The 14784-nt window shown below is 71.4% G+C and carries 16 protein-coding genes; 9 read left to right on the forward strand and 7 right to left on the reverse strand.

Annotated elements, in window-relative coordinates; genetic code table 11:
* Positions 1-345 precede the first annotated feature (345 nt).
* Positions 346-1206 carry a dihydropteroate synthase gene (gene folP / locus BIV24_RS26135; RefSeq protein ID WP_071368909.1) on the reverse strand — a complete coding sequence of 287 codons (861 nt, stop codon included), beginning with the start codon at positions 1204-1206 and terminating at the stop codon, positions 346-348.
* Positions 1207-1357: 151 nt separating this feature from the next.
* Here folP and BIV24_RS26140 point away from each other — a divergent pair, with 151 nt between their 5' ends.
* Both BIV24_RS26140 and BIV24_RS26145 read left to right on the forward strand, forming a co-directional pair.
* Positions 1358-1705, forward strand: coding sequence for a DivIVA domain-containing protein (locus BIV24_RS26140; RefSeq protein WP_071368910.1), 348 nt, complete (start codon positions 1358-1360; stop codon positions 1703-1705).
* Between the two features lie 11 nt (positions 1706-1716).
* A complete protein-coding gene (locus BIV24_RS26145) occupies positions 1717-2295 on the forward strand; it encodes a DNA-3-methyladenine glycosylase I (RefSeq protein WP_071368911.1) in 579 nt (192 codons plus the stop codon).
* A gap of 52 nt (positions 2296-2347) precedes the next feature.
* Here the strand turns inward: BIV24_RS26145 and chcB are convergent, their stop codons facing one another.
* Positions 2348-3151, reverse strand: a complete 804-nt coding sequence (gene chcB, locus BIV24_RS26150) for a 2-cyclohexenylcarbonyl CoA isomerase (RefSeq protein ID WP_071368912.1) — start codon at positions 3149-3151, stop codon at positions 2348-2350.
* Positions 3152-3523: 372 nt separating this feature from the next.
* Between chcB and BIV24_RS26155 the strand changes: the two genes are divergently transcribed.
* Entirely contained in the window at positions 3524-3691 is a 168-nt protein-coding gene (locus tag BIV24_RS26155; protein WP_003966491.1) for a DUF3117 domain-containing protein, read from the forward strand.
* A 127-nt stretch (positions 3692-3818) separates the two neighbouring features.
* Here BIV24_RS26155 and BIV24_RS26160 read toward each other — a convergent pair whose 3' ends face one another.
* Positions 3819-4517 carry an O-methyltransferase gene (locus BIV24_RS26160; protein ID WP_079168539.1) on the reverse strand — a complete coding sequence of 233 codons (699 nt, stop codon included), beginning with the start codon at positions 4515-4517 and terminating at the stop codon, positions 3819-3821.
* A gap of 224 nt (positions 4518-4741) precedes the next feature.
* Here BIV24_RS26160 and sigE point away from each other — a divergent pair, with 224 nt between their 5' ends.
* The 5 genes from sigE (at position 4742) to BIV24_RS26185 (ending at position 9887) form a co-directional block, all read left to right on the forward strand.
* Positions 4742-5443: an RNA polymerase sigma factor SigE gene (sigE, locus tag BIV24_RS26165; RefSeq protein WP_079168540.1), complete on the forward strand. Its 702-nt coding sequence runs from the start codon at positions 4742-4744 to the stop codon at positions 5441-5443.
* On the forward strand, positions 5440-6411 hold the full coding sequence (locus BIV24_RS26170) for an anti-sigma factor family protein (protein WP_071368915.1): 972 nt from the start codon (positions 5440-5442) through the stop codon (positions 6409-6411). Before sigE ends, BIV24_RS26170 begins: the two co-directional genes overlap by 4 nt.
* 138 nt (positions 6412-6549) lie before the next feature.
* Positions 6550-8358 (forward strand): trypsin-like peptidase domain-containing protein, encoded by a 1809-nt coding sequence (locus BIV24_RS26175; RefSeq protein ID WP_107459727.1) that lies wholly within the window; start codon positions 6550-6552, stop codon positions 8356-8358.
* 197 nt (positions 8359-8555) lie between these two features.
* Positions 8556-9017 (forward strand): sec-independent translocase, encoded by a 462-nt coding sequence (locus BIV24_RS26180; RefSeq protein ID WP_071368916.1) that lies wholly within the window; start codon positions 8556-8558, stop codon positions 9015-9017.
* A 210-nt stretch (positions 9018-9227) separates the two neighbouring features.
* Positions 9228-9887 carry a hypothetical protein gene (locus BIV24_RS26185; RefSeq protein WP_071368917.1) on the forward strand — a complete coding sequence of 220 codons (660 nt, stop codon included), beginning with the start codon at positions 9228-9230 and terminating at the stop codon, positions 9885-9887.
* 175 nt (positions 9888-10062) lie between these two features.
* Here the strand turns inward: BIV24_RS26185 and BIV24_RS26190 are convergent, their stop codons facing one another.
* The 3 genes from BIV24_RS26190 to BIV24_RS26200 are packed head-to-tail and all read right to left on the reverse strand — an operon-like array spanning position 10063 to position 13087.
* Entirely contained in the window at positions 10063-11196 is a 1134-nt protein-coding gene (locus BIV24_RS26190; protein ID WP_071368918.1) for an Mrp/NBP35 family ATP-binding protein, read from the reverse strand.
* A gap of 42 nt (positions 11197-11238) precedes the next feature.
* On the reverse strand, positions 11239-11817 hold the full coding sequence (locus BIV24_RS26195; protein WP_071368919.1) for a DUF1003 domain-containing protein: 579 nt from the start codon (positions 11815-11817) through the stop codon (positions 11239-11241).
* The gene (locus tag BIV24_RS26200) at positions 11807-13087 is read right to left on the reverse strand and encodes a magnesium transporter MgtE N-terminal domain-containing protein (protein ID WP_071368920.1); all 1281 of its coding nucleotides are present in this window, start codon (positions 13085-13087) and stop codon (positions 11807-11809) included. Before BIV24_RS26200 ends, BIV24_RS26195 begins: the two co-directional genes overlap by 11 nt.
* A 171-nt stretch (positions 13088-13258) precedes the next feature.
* On the opposite strand from BIV24_RS26200, the gene BIV24_RS26205 reads away from it, so the two are divergent.
* Positions 13259-14011 (forward strand): hypothetical protein, encoded by a 753-nt coding sequence (locus BIV24_RS26205; protein ID WP_071368921.1) that lies wholly within the window; start codon positions 13259-13261, stop codon positions 14009-14011.
* A gap of 94 nt (positions 14012-14105) precedes the next feature.
* Here the strand turns inward: BIV24_RS26205 and BIV24_RS26210 are convergent, their stop codons facing one another.
* Positions 14106-14636 carry a hypothetical protein gene (locus BIV24_RS26210; protein WP_071368922.1) on the reverse strand — a complete coding sequence of 177 codons (531 nt, stop codon included), beginning with the start codon at positions 14634-14636 and terminating at the stop codon, positions 14106-14108.
* Between the last annotated feature and the right edge of the window lie 148 nt (positions 14637-14784).

The raw sequence follows: 14784 nt of genomic DNA on the forward strand, positions 1-14784 counted from the left end.
AGGGCTTCCGGCCGGCACGCCGAGAGCACGCACCGAACGCCGCTCCTTAACGGGCAAACGTTGCCTGCCGCGGCACTAGTGCTGTGAACGGAAGGGTTCACCGGCTCGCGACGCCCGGCACGGCTCCCCCACGCTCGGCTTCCCCCCACTCTCGGCTCCGCTCGAGCGGGGGGACCCCCAGCGCGGGAGGGGCCCCCACCGCCGCGTTGTCGCATCACCCGAGTACATCCAGTACGCGGGTGATGTGCTCCGCCTTGCGATGCTCCCCCACCGCCTGAAGGGCGAGGGAGGTGCCCCCAGCACCGGACGCCCCGAGCTTTCCGGCAAACCTTTCCCGCCACAGCACTAGGCGAGACCCCGGCGTGCCACGGCCGGTGGGCGATGGCCGGCGATCGACGCCACCATGTCCAGTACCTGCCGTGTCTCCGCCACCTCGTGCACCCGGTACACCTGCGCCCCGAGCCAGGCCGACACCGCCGTCGTCGCCAGCGTCCCCACCACGCGCTCCTTCACGGGCTTGTCCAGCGTCTCGCCCACGAAGTCCTTGTTGGACAGGGAGACCAGTACCGGCCAGCCCGTGGCGACCATCTCGTCCAGCCGCCGCGTCGCCTCCAGACTGTGCCGCGTGTTCTTGCCGAAGTCGTGGCCCGGGTCGATCAGAACCGACTCACGCGGCACCCCCAGAGCGACCGCCCGTTCGGCCAGCCCCAAGGTCACCTCCAGGATGTCGGCCATGACATCGTCGTAGCTCACCCGGTGCGGACGTGTCCGCGGCTGCGCTCCGCCCGCATGCGTGCACACCAGTCCCACCCCGTACCGCGCCGCGACCTCCGCGAGCCGCGGATCGACCCCGCCCCACGCGTCGTTGAGCAGATCCGCGCCCGCCTCGCACACCGCCTCGCCGACCTCGTGCCGCCAGGTGTCCACGCTGATCACCACGTCGGGGAAGCGACGCCGCACCTCGGCGACGAAACCGACCGTCCGCCGTGCCTCCTCATCGGCCGTCACCTCTTCCCCCGGCCCGGCCTTGACCCCGCCGATGTCGATGATCGCGGCGCCGTCCGCCACCGCCTGCTCCACGCGCGCGAGGGCGGGTTCGTCGCGGAACGTGGCCCCCTGGTCGTAGAAGGAGTCCGGGGTCCGGTTCACGATCGCCATGACCACCGGCTCATGCGCGCCGAATTCCCGCCTGCCCAGCCTGAGCATCCGCTATGACCTCTCCCAGTACGTCCCGTTCCTTGGCCGCCTGCGACCCTAATCGTCAGCGTCGCATGGCACGATCGGACCCAGACACATTCGACATCGGCACTGCCGCGTCGGCGCACAGCGTGCCGGCACCGAGGTGGGGACCTCAGTGATGCTCATGTTCTTGTTCCTGGTCGTCGCGCTCGCCGTCGTGGTCGCCGCGGTCACACTGGTCGTGGTGGGCGGTGGCGAGAGCGCCCCCCTGCCGGAGGCGGCGCCCGAGCGGCTCGACGACCCGCTGCCGCCGGGCCGCCCGGTCGCCCGCGCGGACGTGGAGGCCCTGCGATTCCCGCTCGCCGTCCGCGGCTACCGCATGGTGGACGTGGACGACGCGCTCGACCGCCTCGGCGCCGAGATCTCCGAGCGGGACGCCCACATCGCCCATCTGGAGGCCGCGCTCGCCGGTGCCCGCGCCGCCGGAGCCGGCCCGGACAAGCCGACCGAGGAGGACGACCAGTGAGCGGGGCGGCCATGGCGGGCCCGGACGGCGTGCTGCGCTGTCCCTGGGCCCTGTCGGCCGAGGACTACGTGACGTACCACGACGAGGAGTGGGGCCGCCCGGTCCACGGCGATGACGCCCTGTACGAGCGGCTGTCCCTGGAGGCCTTCCAGTCGGGCCTGTCGTGGATCACGATCCTGCGCCGCCGTGAAGGGTTCCGCGCCGCCTTCGCCGATTTCCGGATCGCCAAGGTGGCCGCCTTCACGGTGGGCGACCAGGAGCGCCTGCTCGCCGACCCGGGCATCATCCGCAACCGCGCCAAGATCGAGGCGACGCTCGCCAACGCGCGCGTGCTGGCCGACTGGGCCCCGGACGAACTGGACGAGCTGATCTGGTCGCACGCCCCCGACGGGGCCCCCCGTCCCGCCCCGAAGAACTTGGGCGACGTCCCGGCGGTCACCGACGAGTCGACGGCCCTGGCCAAGGCCCTCAAGAAGCGCGGCATCCGTTTCGTCGGCCCGACGACGGCGTATGCGCTGATGCAGGCATGCGGGTTGGTGAACGACCACCTGGAGGACTGCGCGGCCAGGAACGGTTCCCCGGAGGCTTGAGCCAGCGGTCCGGGCCTACCGGGGCTTGGTCCCCGGTAGGCCCGGACCGTGCTCACCGCCCCAGATACTTCGGCTTCTCCTTGGCGACGAACGCCCGCACTGCGATCGTGTGGTCCTCCGACGCGCCCGCGCGGGCCTGCAGTTCGTCCTCCTTCTCCAGGGCCTCGTCCAGGGAGTGGGAGAGCCCGTACGCCAGGGACTCCTTCAGGGCGGCGTACGCCAGGGTCGGTCCTTCGGCCAGCGAGCGGGCCACCTTTTCCGCCTCGGCGCGCAGCTCGGCCGAGGAGACCAGCCGGTTGGCGATCCCCCACTCGTACGCCTGCTGCGCGCTGATGCTCCGCGGGAAGAGCAGCAGGTCCGCGGCGCGCGACGGGCCGACGACGCGCGGCAGGGTCCACGAGATGCCCGAGTCGGTGGTGAGGGCGACCCCGGCGAACGACGTGTTGAAGGCCGCTGTGTCCGCGACGATCCGGTAGTCCGCGGCGAGCGCGAAGCCGAGGCCCGCCCCGGCCGCGACCCCGTTCACGGCGGCGACCACCGGCTTCGCCGCCCCCGCCAGGGCCCGCACGATGGGGTTGTAGTGCTCCCGGACGGTGCTCATCACCCCGCCGCCCGCGCCCGGCTCCGGGGCTTGGAGCAGCCCGATGTGCTCTTTCAGGTCCTGCCCCACGCAGAACGCCCGGTCCCCGGCGGCCGTCAGCAGGATCGCCCGTACGGAGGCGTCGGCCGCAGCCTCCTGTGCCGCGTCCCGCAAGGCGACCTTCGCCGCGACGTTCATCGCGTTCATCGCCTCGGGACGGTTCAGCGTGATCGTCGCCAGTCCGTCGCTGACCTCGTAGAGCACGGTGTCGGCCATGGTGGTCCCCTCCGGTGTCGCGGCTCGGTGTACCGGTCGGTACGCCCTGCGTCCGAAGGACAGCATGGCGGAGATGACGGGCCGTGGAACGGGCCGAACGTGTGACCTGCGTCAAAGAATTCCCGTCCGCGACCGGTCGCCGGATGTCCGTGTGAGGGCGCAGTATCACAGCCCCATCGCCGAATTGAGTGGTTTTGCTCGCGCGTGTTGCTCAAGCGATGCCGACTGATGTTGGTCATCGGGTCCTGGGATGCGGGATAATGGCTTGGAAGCAATGTGTTCGATGCCGGTGTCGCGTGTCGTGTGACGACCGCGTGCCCTTCAAGGGGGCTGTCGGCAGACGATGAGCTGGTTTCAGGAAGGGGAACGAGCATGGCGGCCATGAAGCCGCGGACGGGCGACGGCCCGCTCGAGGTGACCAAGGAGGGGCGGGGCATCGTCATGCGCGTTCCGCTCGAAGGCGGCGGTCGGCTCGTCGTCGAGTTGACCCCGGACGAGGCCGACGCGCTGGGTGACGCCCTCAAGAAGGTCGTCGGCTGACGCGTAAGCGGTCCCAAGTTCCTGCCACCCCGGCGCCGTACGCGGTGCCGGGGTCGCTGATTTTTGGGGACCGTCTCCCTTTCCCGGCTGCTCGGAGTGCTCTGCCCGGCCTACCGGGCGTGCCCGGTCAGCGCTTGACCGCGCACAGCAGACCGTCGTCCACCGGGATCAGCGAGGGCACCAGCTCCGCGCTCTCGCGGACCGTGCGCAGCAGTTCCCGCAGCCGCAGGACCTCGGTGGGCTGCGGTCCGGAGTCCACCGTGCGGCCGCCGGCGAAGGCGCCCTCGAAGACGACGAGGCCCCCGGGCCGCAGCAGGCGCAACGATTCGGCGAGGTAGTCCAGGACCTCGAGTCGGTCGCCGTCGCAGAAGACGAGGTCGTAGCCGGCGTCGGCGAGCCGGGGCAGCACGTCCAGGGCGCGGCCCGGGATGAACCGGGCACGGTTGCTCGCGAATCCGGAGGCGCGGAAGGCCTGGCGGGCGAACTGCTGGTGCTCCGGCTCCGGGTCCACGGTGGTCAGCACGCCGTCCGGCCGCATCCCGTGCAGCAGATGAATTCCGGAGACACCGCACCCGGTTCCGATCTCCGCGACCGCCTTGGCGTCCACCGCGGCAGCGAGCAAGCGCAGCGCGGCGCCCGCGCTGGGCGACACCGAGCGAAGCCCTGCTTCACAGGCCCGGTCGCGGGCCCAGCGCAGTGCGTCGTCCTCGGCGACATAGGCGTCGGCGAACGCCCAGCTCGTCTGCCGGTTGCCGGTAATGACCCTCTCCTGTCCCCGCGATTGCCTGGGCGTGACTGTATCCGTTGACGGCGGGAACCCGCAGATGGGACTGGGCGTTTACGAGGGTGGGAAGAGCAGCGGGGAAAGGACGGGGGACACGGATGGGCGTGGACGCCGAGCAACTGCTGACGCAGCCGCATCAGTGCACATCAAATTCTCGTAAAACCGCTTATCCGGAGCTAACGGGCGAGGTGGCTATGGTAGGGGCTCCACTGGACACCACCAGAGCCGACAGGGGAGGTGCGGCTGCGCCTGTGGATCAGAGAGGAGTGCTGCGGCGCTTTCTCAGATCATCGGGTGAGCCGAAATCCGTGACCGACATCGCTGACAAGCACCACGCAGCCGACACCGCGCAGACCGCGACCTTCGCCACCGACGCGGACTCGCAGGCGTGGACTCCGCCCACCTGGGAGGAGATCGTCAGCATGCACAGCGGCCGCGTCTACCGGCTGGCGTACCGCCTGACCGGAAACCAGCACGACGCGGAGGACCTGACCCAGGAAGTCTTCGTCCGCGTCTTCCGGTCCCTTTCGACCTACACGCCGGGCACCTTCGAGGGCTGGTTGCACCGCATCACCACGAACCTCTTCCTGGACATGGTCCGCCGCAAGCAGCGCATCCGTTTCGACGCGCTGGGCGAGGACGCGGCCGAGCGGCTGGCCAGCCGCGAGCCGTCCCCGCAGCAGGTCCTCAACGACGCGCACTTCGACGCGGACGTCCAGCAGGCCCTCGACACGCTCGCGCCCGAGTTCCGCGCGGCCGTCGTCCTCTGCGACATCGAAGGACTGTCGTACGAGGAGATCGCCGCGACCCTGGGCGTCAAGCTCGGTACGGTGCGCTCCCGCATCCACCGTGGCCGCTCGCAGCTGCGCAAGGCCCTGGCGCACCGTTCGCCGGAGGCCCGGGCCGCCGAGCGCCGCTCCTTCCTGGCCCGTGTGCCCGCGCTGGGGGGAGGGGGCGCGGCCGCGTGAGTGGATCCCGCCGCCCCACACCGGCAGAGCAGCACCTGGGAGACCGACTTTCCGCCCTGGTGGACGGAGAGCTCGGTCATGAGACGCGCGAGCGTGTGCTGGCCCACCTGGCCACATGCGCGAAGTGCAAGGCCGAGGCCGACGCACAGCGCCGACTGAAGAACGTCTTCGCGGAGGCGGCCCCCCCGCCGCCCTCCGAGAGCTTCCTGGCCCGGCTTCAGGGCCTGTCCTCGGGAGGTGGCATCGACGGCGGCGGCACGCCGCTCGGCGGGGGAGGGTTCGACGGAAGACTTCACGGATCCGCCGGGCTGCCCGCGACCTCGGGAGTCTTCGGAGTGAGGGACGAGCCCTTCGGATACGCCCCTTCAGGACCGCACGCGGCACCCCTGGCCCCCTCCGGGAACCGGACCTTCTCGGGAGACGGCTTCCGCATCCACCCCGTCGGCCGTCAGGACGCCGAGCGACCGGCCTCACGCGGGCTGCGGTTCGCCTTCGCGGCCGCCGGAGCGGTATCGCTGGCGGCGCTCGCACTCGGCGGGCTGTCGACGGGTGTCACGGCCAATACGGGCGTGGAGGCACGCGGCGGCACCGGGAGCAACGTGACCCCGACGCGTACTCCCGGCACGGGCGCCACAGCGTCGGAGACCCAGCGCCGGCGTTCCGCCGGGCCGCTGGTCGGGCAGGCCGCGTCCTCGGCGGCGCCCGTGGCGCTCGCCGAGGCGTCGGCCCCGCTGCTGACGGGAGTGCCTGCTCCGGGCGTGCAGGACGCCTCGCAGATCCGTGCCCTGAACGCCCCCTTGGTGGCGGGAGCCGTCGCGATGTCCCCGCTCATACGCCCGCTCACCGAAACCCCACCGGTCATGCTGTCCTCCTGGCCGGCCGTTCCGGAGGTCACGGCCCCCGTGCTGCCGACCGCACTGGTGCCGACCTCGCCCGCCGCTCAGTCCCCCACGCCCTCCGCGCGCTGAACCCGGCGCCTGCGCGGCGGTCCCGGAACCTGGTTGAATCCTGGTGGACCGCGCCCGTGCGAGCGGTCCGGGTGCGGAATCAGCAATTCAGCGGCGACCGCCGGCGCCGTCATGCCGCGGGCCGGGTGTGGGGAGAGCATGAACGAGGGCAAGCCGATCCCTCCGGGGCAGGCCGAGGCAGGGGCACCCGAGGTACGGGAGGATTTTGGAGCCGGGGTGGACCCGGGAGCGGCCGGGAACGAGCCGTCCGGTCCGGCGACCGCCGCAGTGGAGGGTTCCGCAGCCGGCGAGGCTTCGCAAGACGGTTCCCGCGCCGATGACGAGCAGAGCGGGCCCTTTGGAGCGCGTCCTGGCACCGAGGCCAACGCCGACGGAGACTTCGAGCTGGAGCGCCCGGCGCCGGTGAAGCCCGGAAGCGGGGCCGTGGCCGGCGCCGGGCCCGAGCCGTCCGACGCGGGGGAAGTGACCCTCCTGTCCGGCGGGGGCGCACACGCCGACCCTGACGGCCGCCCCAAGCCCCTCCACGACCCAGACCCCTACGACACCCCGCCCTACGGCGAACCGGGCCCCTGGGCTCCCGCGCCGCCGGTCCAGCACCCGGCGACGACGCCCGCACACGGCACGGCGGTGCCGCCTTTGGCCCAGGGCGCACCGGTCCCGTCGACACCCGTACCGGGCGCGGGAGCACCCGTCCCCGGCCCGTCGGCGCCCGGTGCGCCGGGCCCTGCGGCCCCGCCGGTCTCCGGTTATCCGGCCTCCCCCTGGCAGAACTACGACCCCTGGGCGGCAGCGCCCTTCCAGCAGAGCGGCGCCCCCATCGCCACTCAGCAGCAGCGGCGCAAGCGGGCCAGGAAGACACTGGTGCTCGGGGCCGTGCTGATCGCGCTCGTGACCGGCGGGATCGGCGGTGTCGTCGGAGCCACGCTGGAGCGAAACGGCGGGATCGGCGGCATCCAGTTGCCGCAGGCCGGGCAGGAGCCCAAGGGGCGCGCCGCGGACAGCACCGCCGGGATCGCCGCCCGTGCCCTGCCCGGTGTCGTGACCCTGCACGTCAAGGGCGCCGCCGCCGAGGACACCGGCACCGGGTTCGTCCTGGACCAGCGCGGTCACATCCTCACCAACAACCACGTCGTCGAGCCCGCCGCGTCCGGCGGGGAGATCTCCGTGACGTTCAACAGCGGCGAGACCGCCAAAGCCACTGTCGTCGGCCGGGACACCGGCTATGACCTCGCCGTCGTGAAGGTCCGCGGCGTCCGCGGCCTCAGGCCCATCCCCCTCGGCAACTCCGACAACGTCCAGGTCGGTGACCCCGTCGTCGCCATCGGTGCGCCCTTCAATCTGGCCGGCACCGTCACCTCGGGGATCATCAGCGCGAAGGAGCGGCCCATCACGGCCGGGGGCAAGAAGGGCGACGGCAGCGATGTCTCCTACGTCGACGCCCTGCAGACCGACGCCCCGATCAACCCGGGCAACTCCGGTGGCCCCCTCCTCGACGGCAAGGGCCGAGTCGTCGGCATCAACTCCGCCATCCGGTCGGCCGACCGGAGCTCCGCCCAGACCGGGCAGGCCGGTTCCATAGGGCTCGGCTTCGCCATTCCCGTCAACCAGGCCAAGCGTGTCGCGGAGGAGCTCATCAACACCGGCAGGGCCACCCATCCGGTGATCGGTGTCACCCTCGACATGAGCTACACGGGGGACGGTGCCCGCGTGGGCACCAACGGCACGGGCGGCGGCCCCGCGGTCAAGCGGGGCGGCCCCGGTGACAAGGCCGGCGTCAAGCCGGACGACGTCATCACCGAGGTCGACGGCGTGCGGGTCCACTCCGGCGAGGAGCTCATCGTCAAGACCCGTGCCCAACGCCCCGGCGACCGTCTGGAGCTGACCGTCGTCCGCGACGGCGCGGAAAGGAAGATCACGCTCGTCCTCGGCTCCGCCGATGGCAGCTGACACACCCCGCCGGGACGTGCCCGAAACCCCTCCCACAAAGCAAACAACCAGAAAAACCCGCCCCGTACTTGTGGCTGGGAGTGCCGGGCAGTACCGGTCCGGCGGGATGGCCGGGTACCTTGGATGCGGCCCGGACCACGGACGACCCGCACCGACCACCGAGGGCCGAGGGCCGAGGACATCGCAAGGAGCTTCAGGTGTTCAATGACATAGGACCGCTCGAGCTGGCCACGATCGTCATCGTCGGCGTGCTCGTCTTCGGCCCGGACAAGCTCCCGAAGATGATCCAGGACGTCAGCCGCACCATCCGCAAGATCCGGGAGTTCTCGGATAGCGCCAAGCAGGACATCCGCAGCGAACTGGGTCCCGAGTTCAAGGACTTCGAGTTCGAGGACCTCAACCCCAAGACGTTCATCCGCAAGCAGTTGAGCAATGACGACCTGGGGCTGCAGGAGATCCGCAATGGCTTCGACCTGAAGAAGGAGATGGCCGAGATCACGGACGCGGTGCAGGTCCGCGAGTCCGAATCCTCGAACCCGTCCTCCTCGTCCTCCTCGTCCTCCTCGTCCGGTTCCACCGGCGGCACTGTCGACATGACGAAGAAGCCGGCCAAGCCCGACCCCGAGGACCGGCCGCCCTTCGACATCGACGCCACCTGAGCCGTCCCGGCGTCCGCACCGTACGACAGCCCGCCGGGGTACTGGCGGCCTCGGTCGGGCGTCCAAGAGGCCGTACGCGCCGGGTGTTTTCCTGCTGATCGGAGCGCTGTGGCTATGCTGCCCAGTTGTTGCGCGGACCGATTGGGAGCGAGGACGCCCGTGGGGGGCGGGCCGCTCGGGTCCGACGAGAGCGAGGAGGCGTCCGGGTAGATGGAGACGACGAGTCGGGTGGGCGCGCAGGCGTCGGCCGCGGAGGGCGGACAATCGTCCCCTTTCGCCCGGCGCACGGTCGACGGCTATCTCCAGGCGTCCTTTCCGTGGTACGGCCTCGATGAGGCGTTCACGGGGCCGCGCTGGCTGATGCAGGTAGGTACCTCGGCCGATGGAGCCGTGGAGCACGGGTCGACCGGGCACGGCGACGAACCCTCGGTGCGCAACGAGGGCACCGAGGACAAGGAACGTTTCGCGGTCGTGGTCACGATCGCGGCCAACCCCGTACGGCGCAGCCCGGACGGTACGGGTCTGCTGGAGGCCACCTCGGTCTCCTCCGCGGCCTGGCTCGCGGGCGAGGGGCTGCTGTCGTTCACCTGGCCGGGCCAGATGGACCACACCCTGCGGGACGACTGGTTGAAGCAGCAGACCGAGACGGCCTGGGTCCTCGCGGACGATCTCACCGGTCCCGCCTGGTCCACCCTCTCCCTGCCCGTGGACGGCGTCCCGACGCCCTTCCACTACCGCGAGTCCGAGTTCGGCTGGGTGCTCGCCGGGTCCACGCAGGCGGGAGTGCACGTGGGCGCGTACGGCAGGGGCATGAGCGCGTACGGGCTCGGCTTCGCCGCGATCAAGAACATCGGCGCCTACACCGCGTAGACCTACGGCGCTCACGCCGAGGGGGGCACCGTCAGGTCACGGTGCCCCCCTCGGCGTCAGACGGCAGAACATGGGCCATCGGAAGGGCGGCAGACCCCCGGTGGGCGCCGTTCCCCGCGTCCCTTCCGGGGCGTGACTTCCCGTGCGCCCAGTGCCCCGGCAGGCGGCGTTCGCCCTAGAACTTGTTCCTCGGTGTGATCCCCAGCGACATGCCCGCCAGGCCCCGCTGGCGCCCGCCCAGCTTGCCCGCGATCGTACGCAGGGCCGAGCCCGCCGGGGAGTCCGGGTCGGTCAGGACCACCGGCTTGCCCTCGTCGCCGCCCTCGCGCAGGCGGACGTCGATCGGGATGGAGCCGAGGACCGGCACCGTCGTACCCGTCGTACGCGTCAGACCGTCCGCCACCGCCTGGCCGCCGCCCGTGCCGAAGACGTCCACCATCTCGTCGCAGTGCGGGCAGGGCAGGCCGGACATGTTCTCGACCACGCCCACGATCTTCTGGTGGGTCTGGACGGCGATGGAGCCCGCCCGCTCCGCCACCTCCGCGGCCGCCTGCTGCGGGGTGGTCACCACCAGGATCTCCGCGTTCGGGACCAGCTGTGCCACCGAGATCGCGATGTCGCCCGTGCCCGGAGGAAGGTCGAGCAGCAGCACGTCCAGATCACCCCAGAACACGTCCGCCAGGAACTGCTGGAGCGCGCGGTGCAGCATCGGGCCGCGCCAGACGACCGGTGCGTTGCCCGGGGTGAACATGCCGATCGAGATGACCTTCACGCCGTTCGCCTGCGGCGGCATGATCATGTTTTCGACCTGGGTCGGGCGACCGTCCACGCCCAGCATGCGCGGCACGCTGTGGCCGTAGATGTCCGCGTCCACGACGCCGACCTTGAGGCCGTCGGCCGCCAGGGCCGCCGCCAGGTTCACCGTCACCGAGGACTTGCCGACGCCGCCCTTGCCGGAGGCCACCGCGTACACACGGGTGAGCGAGCCCGGCTTGGCGAACGGGACCTCGCGCTCGGCCTGGCCGCCGCGCAGCGCGGTCGTCAGCTCACGGCGCTGCTCGTCGCTCATCACGTCGAGAGTGACGTCGACCCGGGTGACCCCCTCGACGCGGGAGACCGCCTCGGTGACGCGCTGGGTGATCGTCTCGCGCATGGGGCAGCCGGAGACCGTCAGGTACACGGTGACCGCAACCGCACCGTCCGCACCGATATCCACCGATTTGACCATCCCCAGTTCGGTGATGGGTCGCTGGATCTCGGGGTCGTTCACCGTCGCCAGTGCTTCGCGCACCGCGTCTTCCGTAGCCATAGTGAGATGGTACGGCGCCCCGCGGGCACCTCGGAAAGGCCGTCAGCGGTCGTCTACGTCACGTCCGCGGGTCCGTTCCGCCGGGAATACGGCAGGCCCGTCAGGGCGCCGTCGCTCTTCCAGGTCCTTCACGAAGTCCTGGAGTTCGGACCGCATCCAGTCCCGGGTGGCGACCTCGCCGAGACCGGCGCGCAGCGTGGCGATCTCCCGGGTCAGGTACTCGGTGTCCGCGATCGACCGCTCGTTCTGCCGACGGTCCTGTTCGAGATTGACCCGGTCGCGGTCGGACTGGCGGTTCTGCGAGAGGAGGATCAGCGGGGCCGCGTAGGAGGCCTGCAGGGACAGCATCAGCGTCAGGAAGATGAACGGGTACGGGTCGAAGCGCAGATAGCGCGGGGCGGCGATGTTCCACACCAGCCAGATGCTGATCACCACCGTCATCCAGACGATGAACCGCCCGGTCCCCAGGAAGCGCGCGATCTGCTCCGACAGGCGTCCGAAGGCCTCCGCGTCCCATTCGGGCAGCAGACGGGTGCGGCGCGGCTGCGGCTGGTCGAGCCGGGGGCGGGGACGGCCGGCGGCGGTCGCACCCGAAGGGGACCGGTGGCGCTCAGGTGCCATGGGCGCCGCCCTCGTCGTCCAGGTGGAACTCCGTCTCGCGCCAGTCGTCGGGGAGCATGTGGTCCAGTACGTCGTCCACGGTCACCGCGCCGAGGAGGGAGCCGGCCTCGTCGACGACGGGAGCCGCGACCATGTCGTAGGTCGCGAAGAATCCGGCCACCACGGGCAGGGCCGCGTCCGGGGTCAGGGGTTGCAGGTCGTCGTCGAGAAGCGAACTGACGAGCGTGTACGGCGGGTCGCGCAGCAGCCGCTGGAAGTGCACGGTCCCCAGGTACTTGCCGGTCGGTGTCTCGTCCGGCGGGCGGCAGACGTACACCTGGGCGGCGAGCGAGGGGGACAGGTCGGGGTTGCGGATCCGGGCGAGCGCGTCGGCGACGGTCGCATCGGGCCGCAGCACGATCGGCTCGGTGGTCATCAGGCCGCCGGCGGTCTTCTCCTCGTACGCCATCAGCCGGCGCATGTCGGCCGCGTCGGCGGGCTGCATCAGACTCAGCAGCCGCTCCTTCTCCTCCTCCGGCAGCTCGGCGAGCAGGTCGGCGGCGTCGTCCGGGTCCATCGCCTCCAGGACATCCGCGGCGCGCTCCTCCTGGAGCTTGCCGAGGATCTCGATCTGGTCGTCCTCCGGAAGCTCTTCGAGGACATCGGCGAGCCGGTCGTCGTCGAGCGCGGCGGCGACCTCGGCGCGGCGCTTGGCGGAGAGGTGGTGCAGAACGTTGGCGAGGTCGGCGGGCCGGAGCTGTTCGAAGGTGGCCAGCAGGCTCTCGGCACCCTGCGCCTGCTCCTCCAGGGAGAACCCGGTGACGGCGGACCACTCGACCAGCGTCGTCTCGCCCTTGCTGCGCCGGAACGCCCCGCCCTTCCCCCGGCGCACGAAGACCCGGTCCACCTCCCAGTCCCGGCGGGCCGGCAACTGCTGCACGGAGAGATCGAGGACGGTGACCTCCTCGTCGGTCTCGACGAGCCTGACGCGCCGGTCGAGCAGATCCCCGAACACCAGTCGCTCGGTGGGCCGCTGCTCGAAGCGGCGGACGTTCAGCACACCGGTGGTGATGACCTGGCCGGACTCGATACCGGTCACCCGGGTCATGGGCAGGAAGACGCGACGGCGGGTGGTCAGTTCGACGACCAGGCCGAGCAGCCGCGGGGAGCGCCGCCCGACACGCAGCATGACGACCAGGTCGCGCACGCGCCCCACCTGGTCGCCGGTGGGATCGAAGACGGCGACCCCGGACAGGTGCGAGACGAAGATGCGAGGGGCGCCTGCCGCCATGCCCGCGCCTCCTGTTCCTGCCGTTTTGTCCGCTCGGGTGGGCTTCAGGCTAGCCCGTCCCGGTGCGGGACGCCCTGGCGAGCGGTGCGGACGGACTGGCTCCGGAAGGCCTGACGGGCACCGGTACGCTGCCGTACGCCGAGGACCCCCACATGAGAGGCAGCCCCACCTGTGACTGCGAATCCCCAGGGCCGTACCCGCCGGGCCGCACTGGTGAGCGCGCTGTGCGTGCTGGTCGTGACGGGGACGGGCCTGACCGGATGCAGCAGCGAGGACCCCGACGCCGGGACGAACGGGTTGACGAAGCTGTCGGCCGACCAGATCCAGAGCCGGACGCGTACGGCGGCCAAGTCGGCGTCGGCGGTCCGGCTGTCGGGAACCGTGGTCAGCAACGGCGGGAGCTACACGCTCGACATGCGGCTCAGGGGGGACGGGGGCACCGGGACGGTCACCTCGAAGAGCGGCACGTTCGGGCTGCTGCGGGTGGGCGAGCACCTCTTCCTGAAGGCTGACGCCGCGTTCTGGAATCACGAGGACAGCACCGGCGGCGGGGGCTCGACGGCTGCGGCGAGCAAGCTCGACGGGAAGTACGTGAAGGTCCCGACGGAGGATTCGGCCTACAAGCGCTTCAGCGGCTTCACCGACAAGGACCTGCTGCTGGACGGGCTTCTCACGCTGCACGGCACGCTGTCGACGGACGGCCGGCGCGAGCAGAGCGGCGTCCGTACGATCCGCATCACCGGTGACAAGGGATCCGGCGGCACGCTGGACGTCTCCCTGGAGGGATCTCCCTATCCGCTGCGCCTGGTCCGGGCCGGCAACGCCGGGGCCCTCCGAATGTCCGACTGGGGCAAGGACTTCACGCTCGAGGAGCCGTCGAAGGACGAGACGGTGGACTACGGGCAGCAACTGCCCACGTCCTGAGCGGCGGGCGCCCGCCGGGAATCCTGGCGCCGAGTCCGGCCGCGGCGACCGAGTACGGCCCGACTGTCCAGCGGGCCGGATCCCCGCCGGAGGGCTACCGCTTGCGCCGCAGCAGGCGTGGCAGTGCCGCCGGGATCGGGCGGCGGGTCGTGGCCGGGGTCGGGACCGGGGTCGCGGCCTGGGAGTCGGACGGCAGCGGCACCGTTGTGCCCCGCGGCTCCAAGCGCAGCACCCGGCACTCGCGCCGCCACCGCTGAGGCATCTCCTCGCCGTCATGCGCGTTCAGCCGCTTGCCCTTCAGATCAGCTACCGCAGCCTCCCACTCGGGCGACCCCGGCGTCAGCTCCACCACCTTCGCGGGCCAGGTGACGATCCGTCCGCCCTTGTCCTTGCTGCGGACCGTGACGACCGCTTCCCCGCCGTCGATCAGGCCCGGCAGCGGCTGCTCACCGGGCCCGTCGCCCACCACGCACGCCGCACCCTCGTGCCACACATGCCACAGGGCGTGAGCGGGCGTGCCCCGGCCGCCCACGCCGGAGGCCGGCGCCGCGCCCTGGACCCAGATGAGCCCGGACTTCTTCGTGGCCTCCTCGACGAGGGCCCGGTCGAGCAGCTCGCTTGTCATGCGTCCAGCCTAGTGCCGCAACAGGCAACGATTGCCCCGTCGCGACGCCCGGCACGCCTCCCCCAAGCTCTTCGAGCAGGGGGTACCCCCACTCGCCGCACTGACCGAAAGCCCGAGTACGTCCAGTACGAGGGCTTCCGGCCGGCAC

It is taken from the genome of Streptomyces colonosanans (assembly GCF_001866645.1).
GTDB lineage: Bacteria > Actinomycetota > Actinomycetes > Streptomycetales > Streptomycetaceae > Streptomyces > Streptomyces colonosanans.

Bases quoted from the DNA above. Each gene is read 5' to 3' on its own strand.
- folP (WP_071368909.1), bottom strand. From the start codon at position 1,206: ATGCTCAGGCTGGGCAGGCGGGAATTCGGCGCGCATGAGCCGGTGGTC.
- BIV24_RS26200 (WP_071368920.1), bottom strand. From the start codon at position 13,087: ATGGCGGCAGGCGCCCCTCGCATCTTCGTCTCGCACCTGTCCGGGGTC.
- BIV24_RS26195 (WP_071368919.1), bottom strand. From the start codon at position 11,817: ATGGCACCTGAGCGCCACCGGTCCCCTTCGGGTGCGACCGCCGCCGGC.
- BIV24_RS26185 (WP_071368917.1), top strand. From the start codon at position 9,228: ATGGAGACGACGAGTCGGGTGGGCGCGCAGGCGTCGGCCGCGGAGGGC.
- BIV24_RS26155 (WP_003966491.1), top strand. From the start codon at position 3,524: ATGGCGGCCATGAAGCCGCGGACGGGCGACGGCCCGCTCGAGGTGACC.
- BIV24_RS26210 (WP_071368922.1), bottom strand. From the start codon at position 14,636: ATGACAAGCGAGCTGCTCGACCGGGCCCTCGTCGAGGAGGCCACGAAG.
- chcB (WP_071368912.1), bottom strand. From the start codon at position 3,151: ATGGCCGACACCGTGCTCTACGAGGTCAGCGACGGACTGGCGACGATC.
- BIV24_RS26140 (WP_071368910.1), top strand. From the start codon at position 1,358: ATGCTCATGTTCTTGTTCCTGGTCGTCGCGCTCGCCGTCGTGGTCGCC.
- BIV24_RS26175 (WP_107459727.1), top strand. From the start codon at position 6,550: ATGAACGAGGGCAAGCCGATCCCTCCGGGGCAGGCCGAGGCAGGGGCA.
- BIV24_RS26145 (WP_071368911.1), top strand. From the start codon at position 1,717: ATGGCGGGCCCGGACGGCGTGCTGCGCTGTCCCTGGGCCCTGTCGGCC.
- BIV24_RS26190 (WP_071368918.1), bottom strand. From the start codon at position 11,196: ATGGCTACGGAAGACGCGGTGCGCGAAGCACTGGCGACGGTGAACGAC.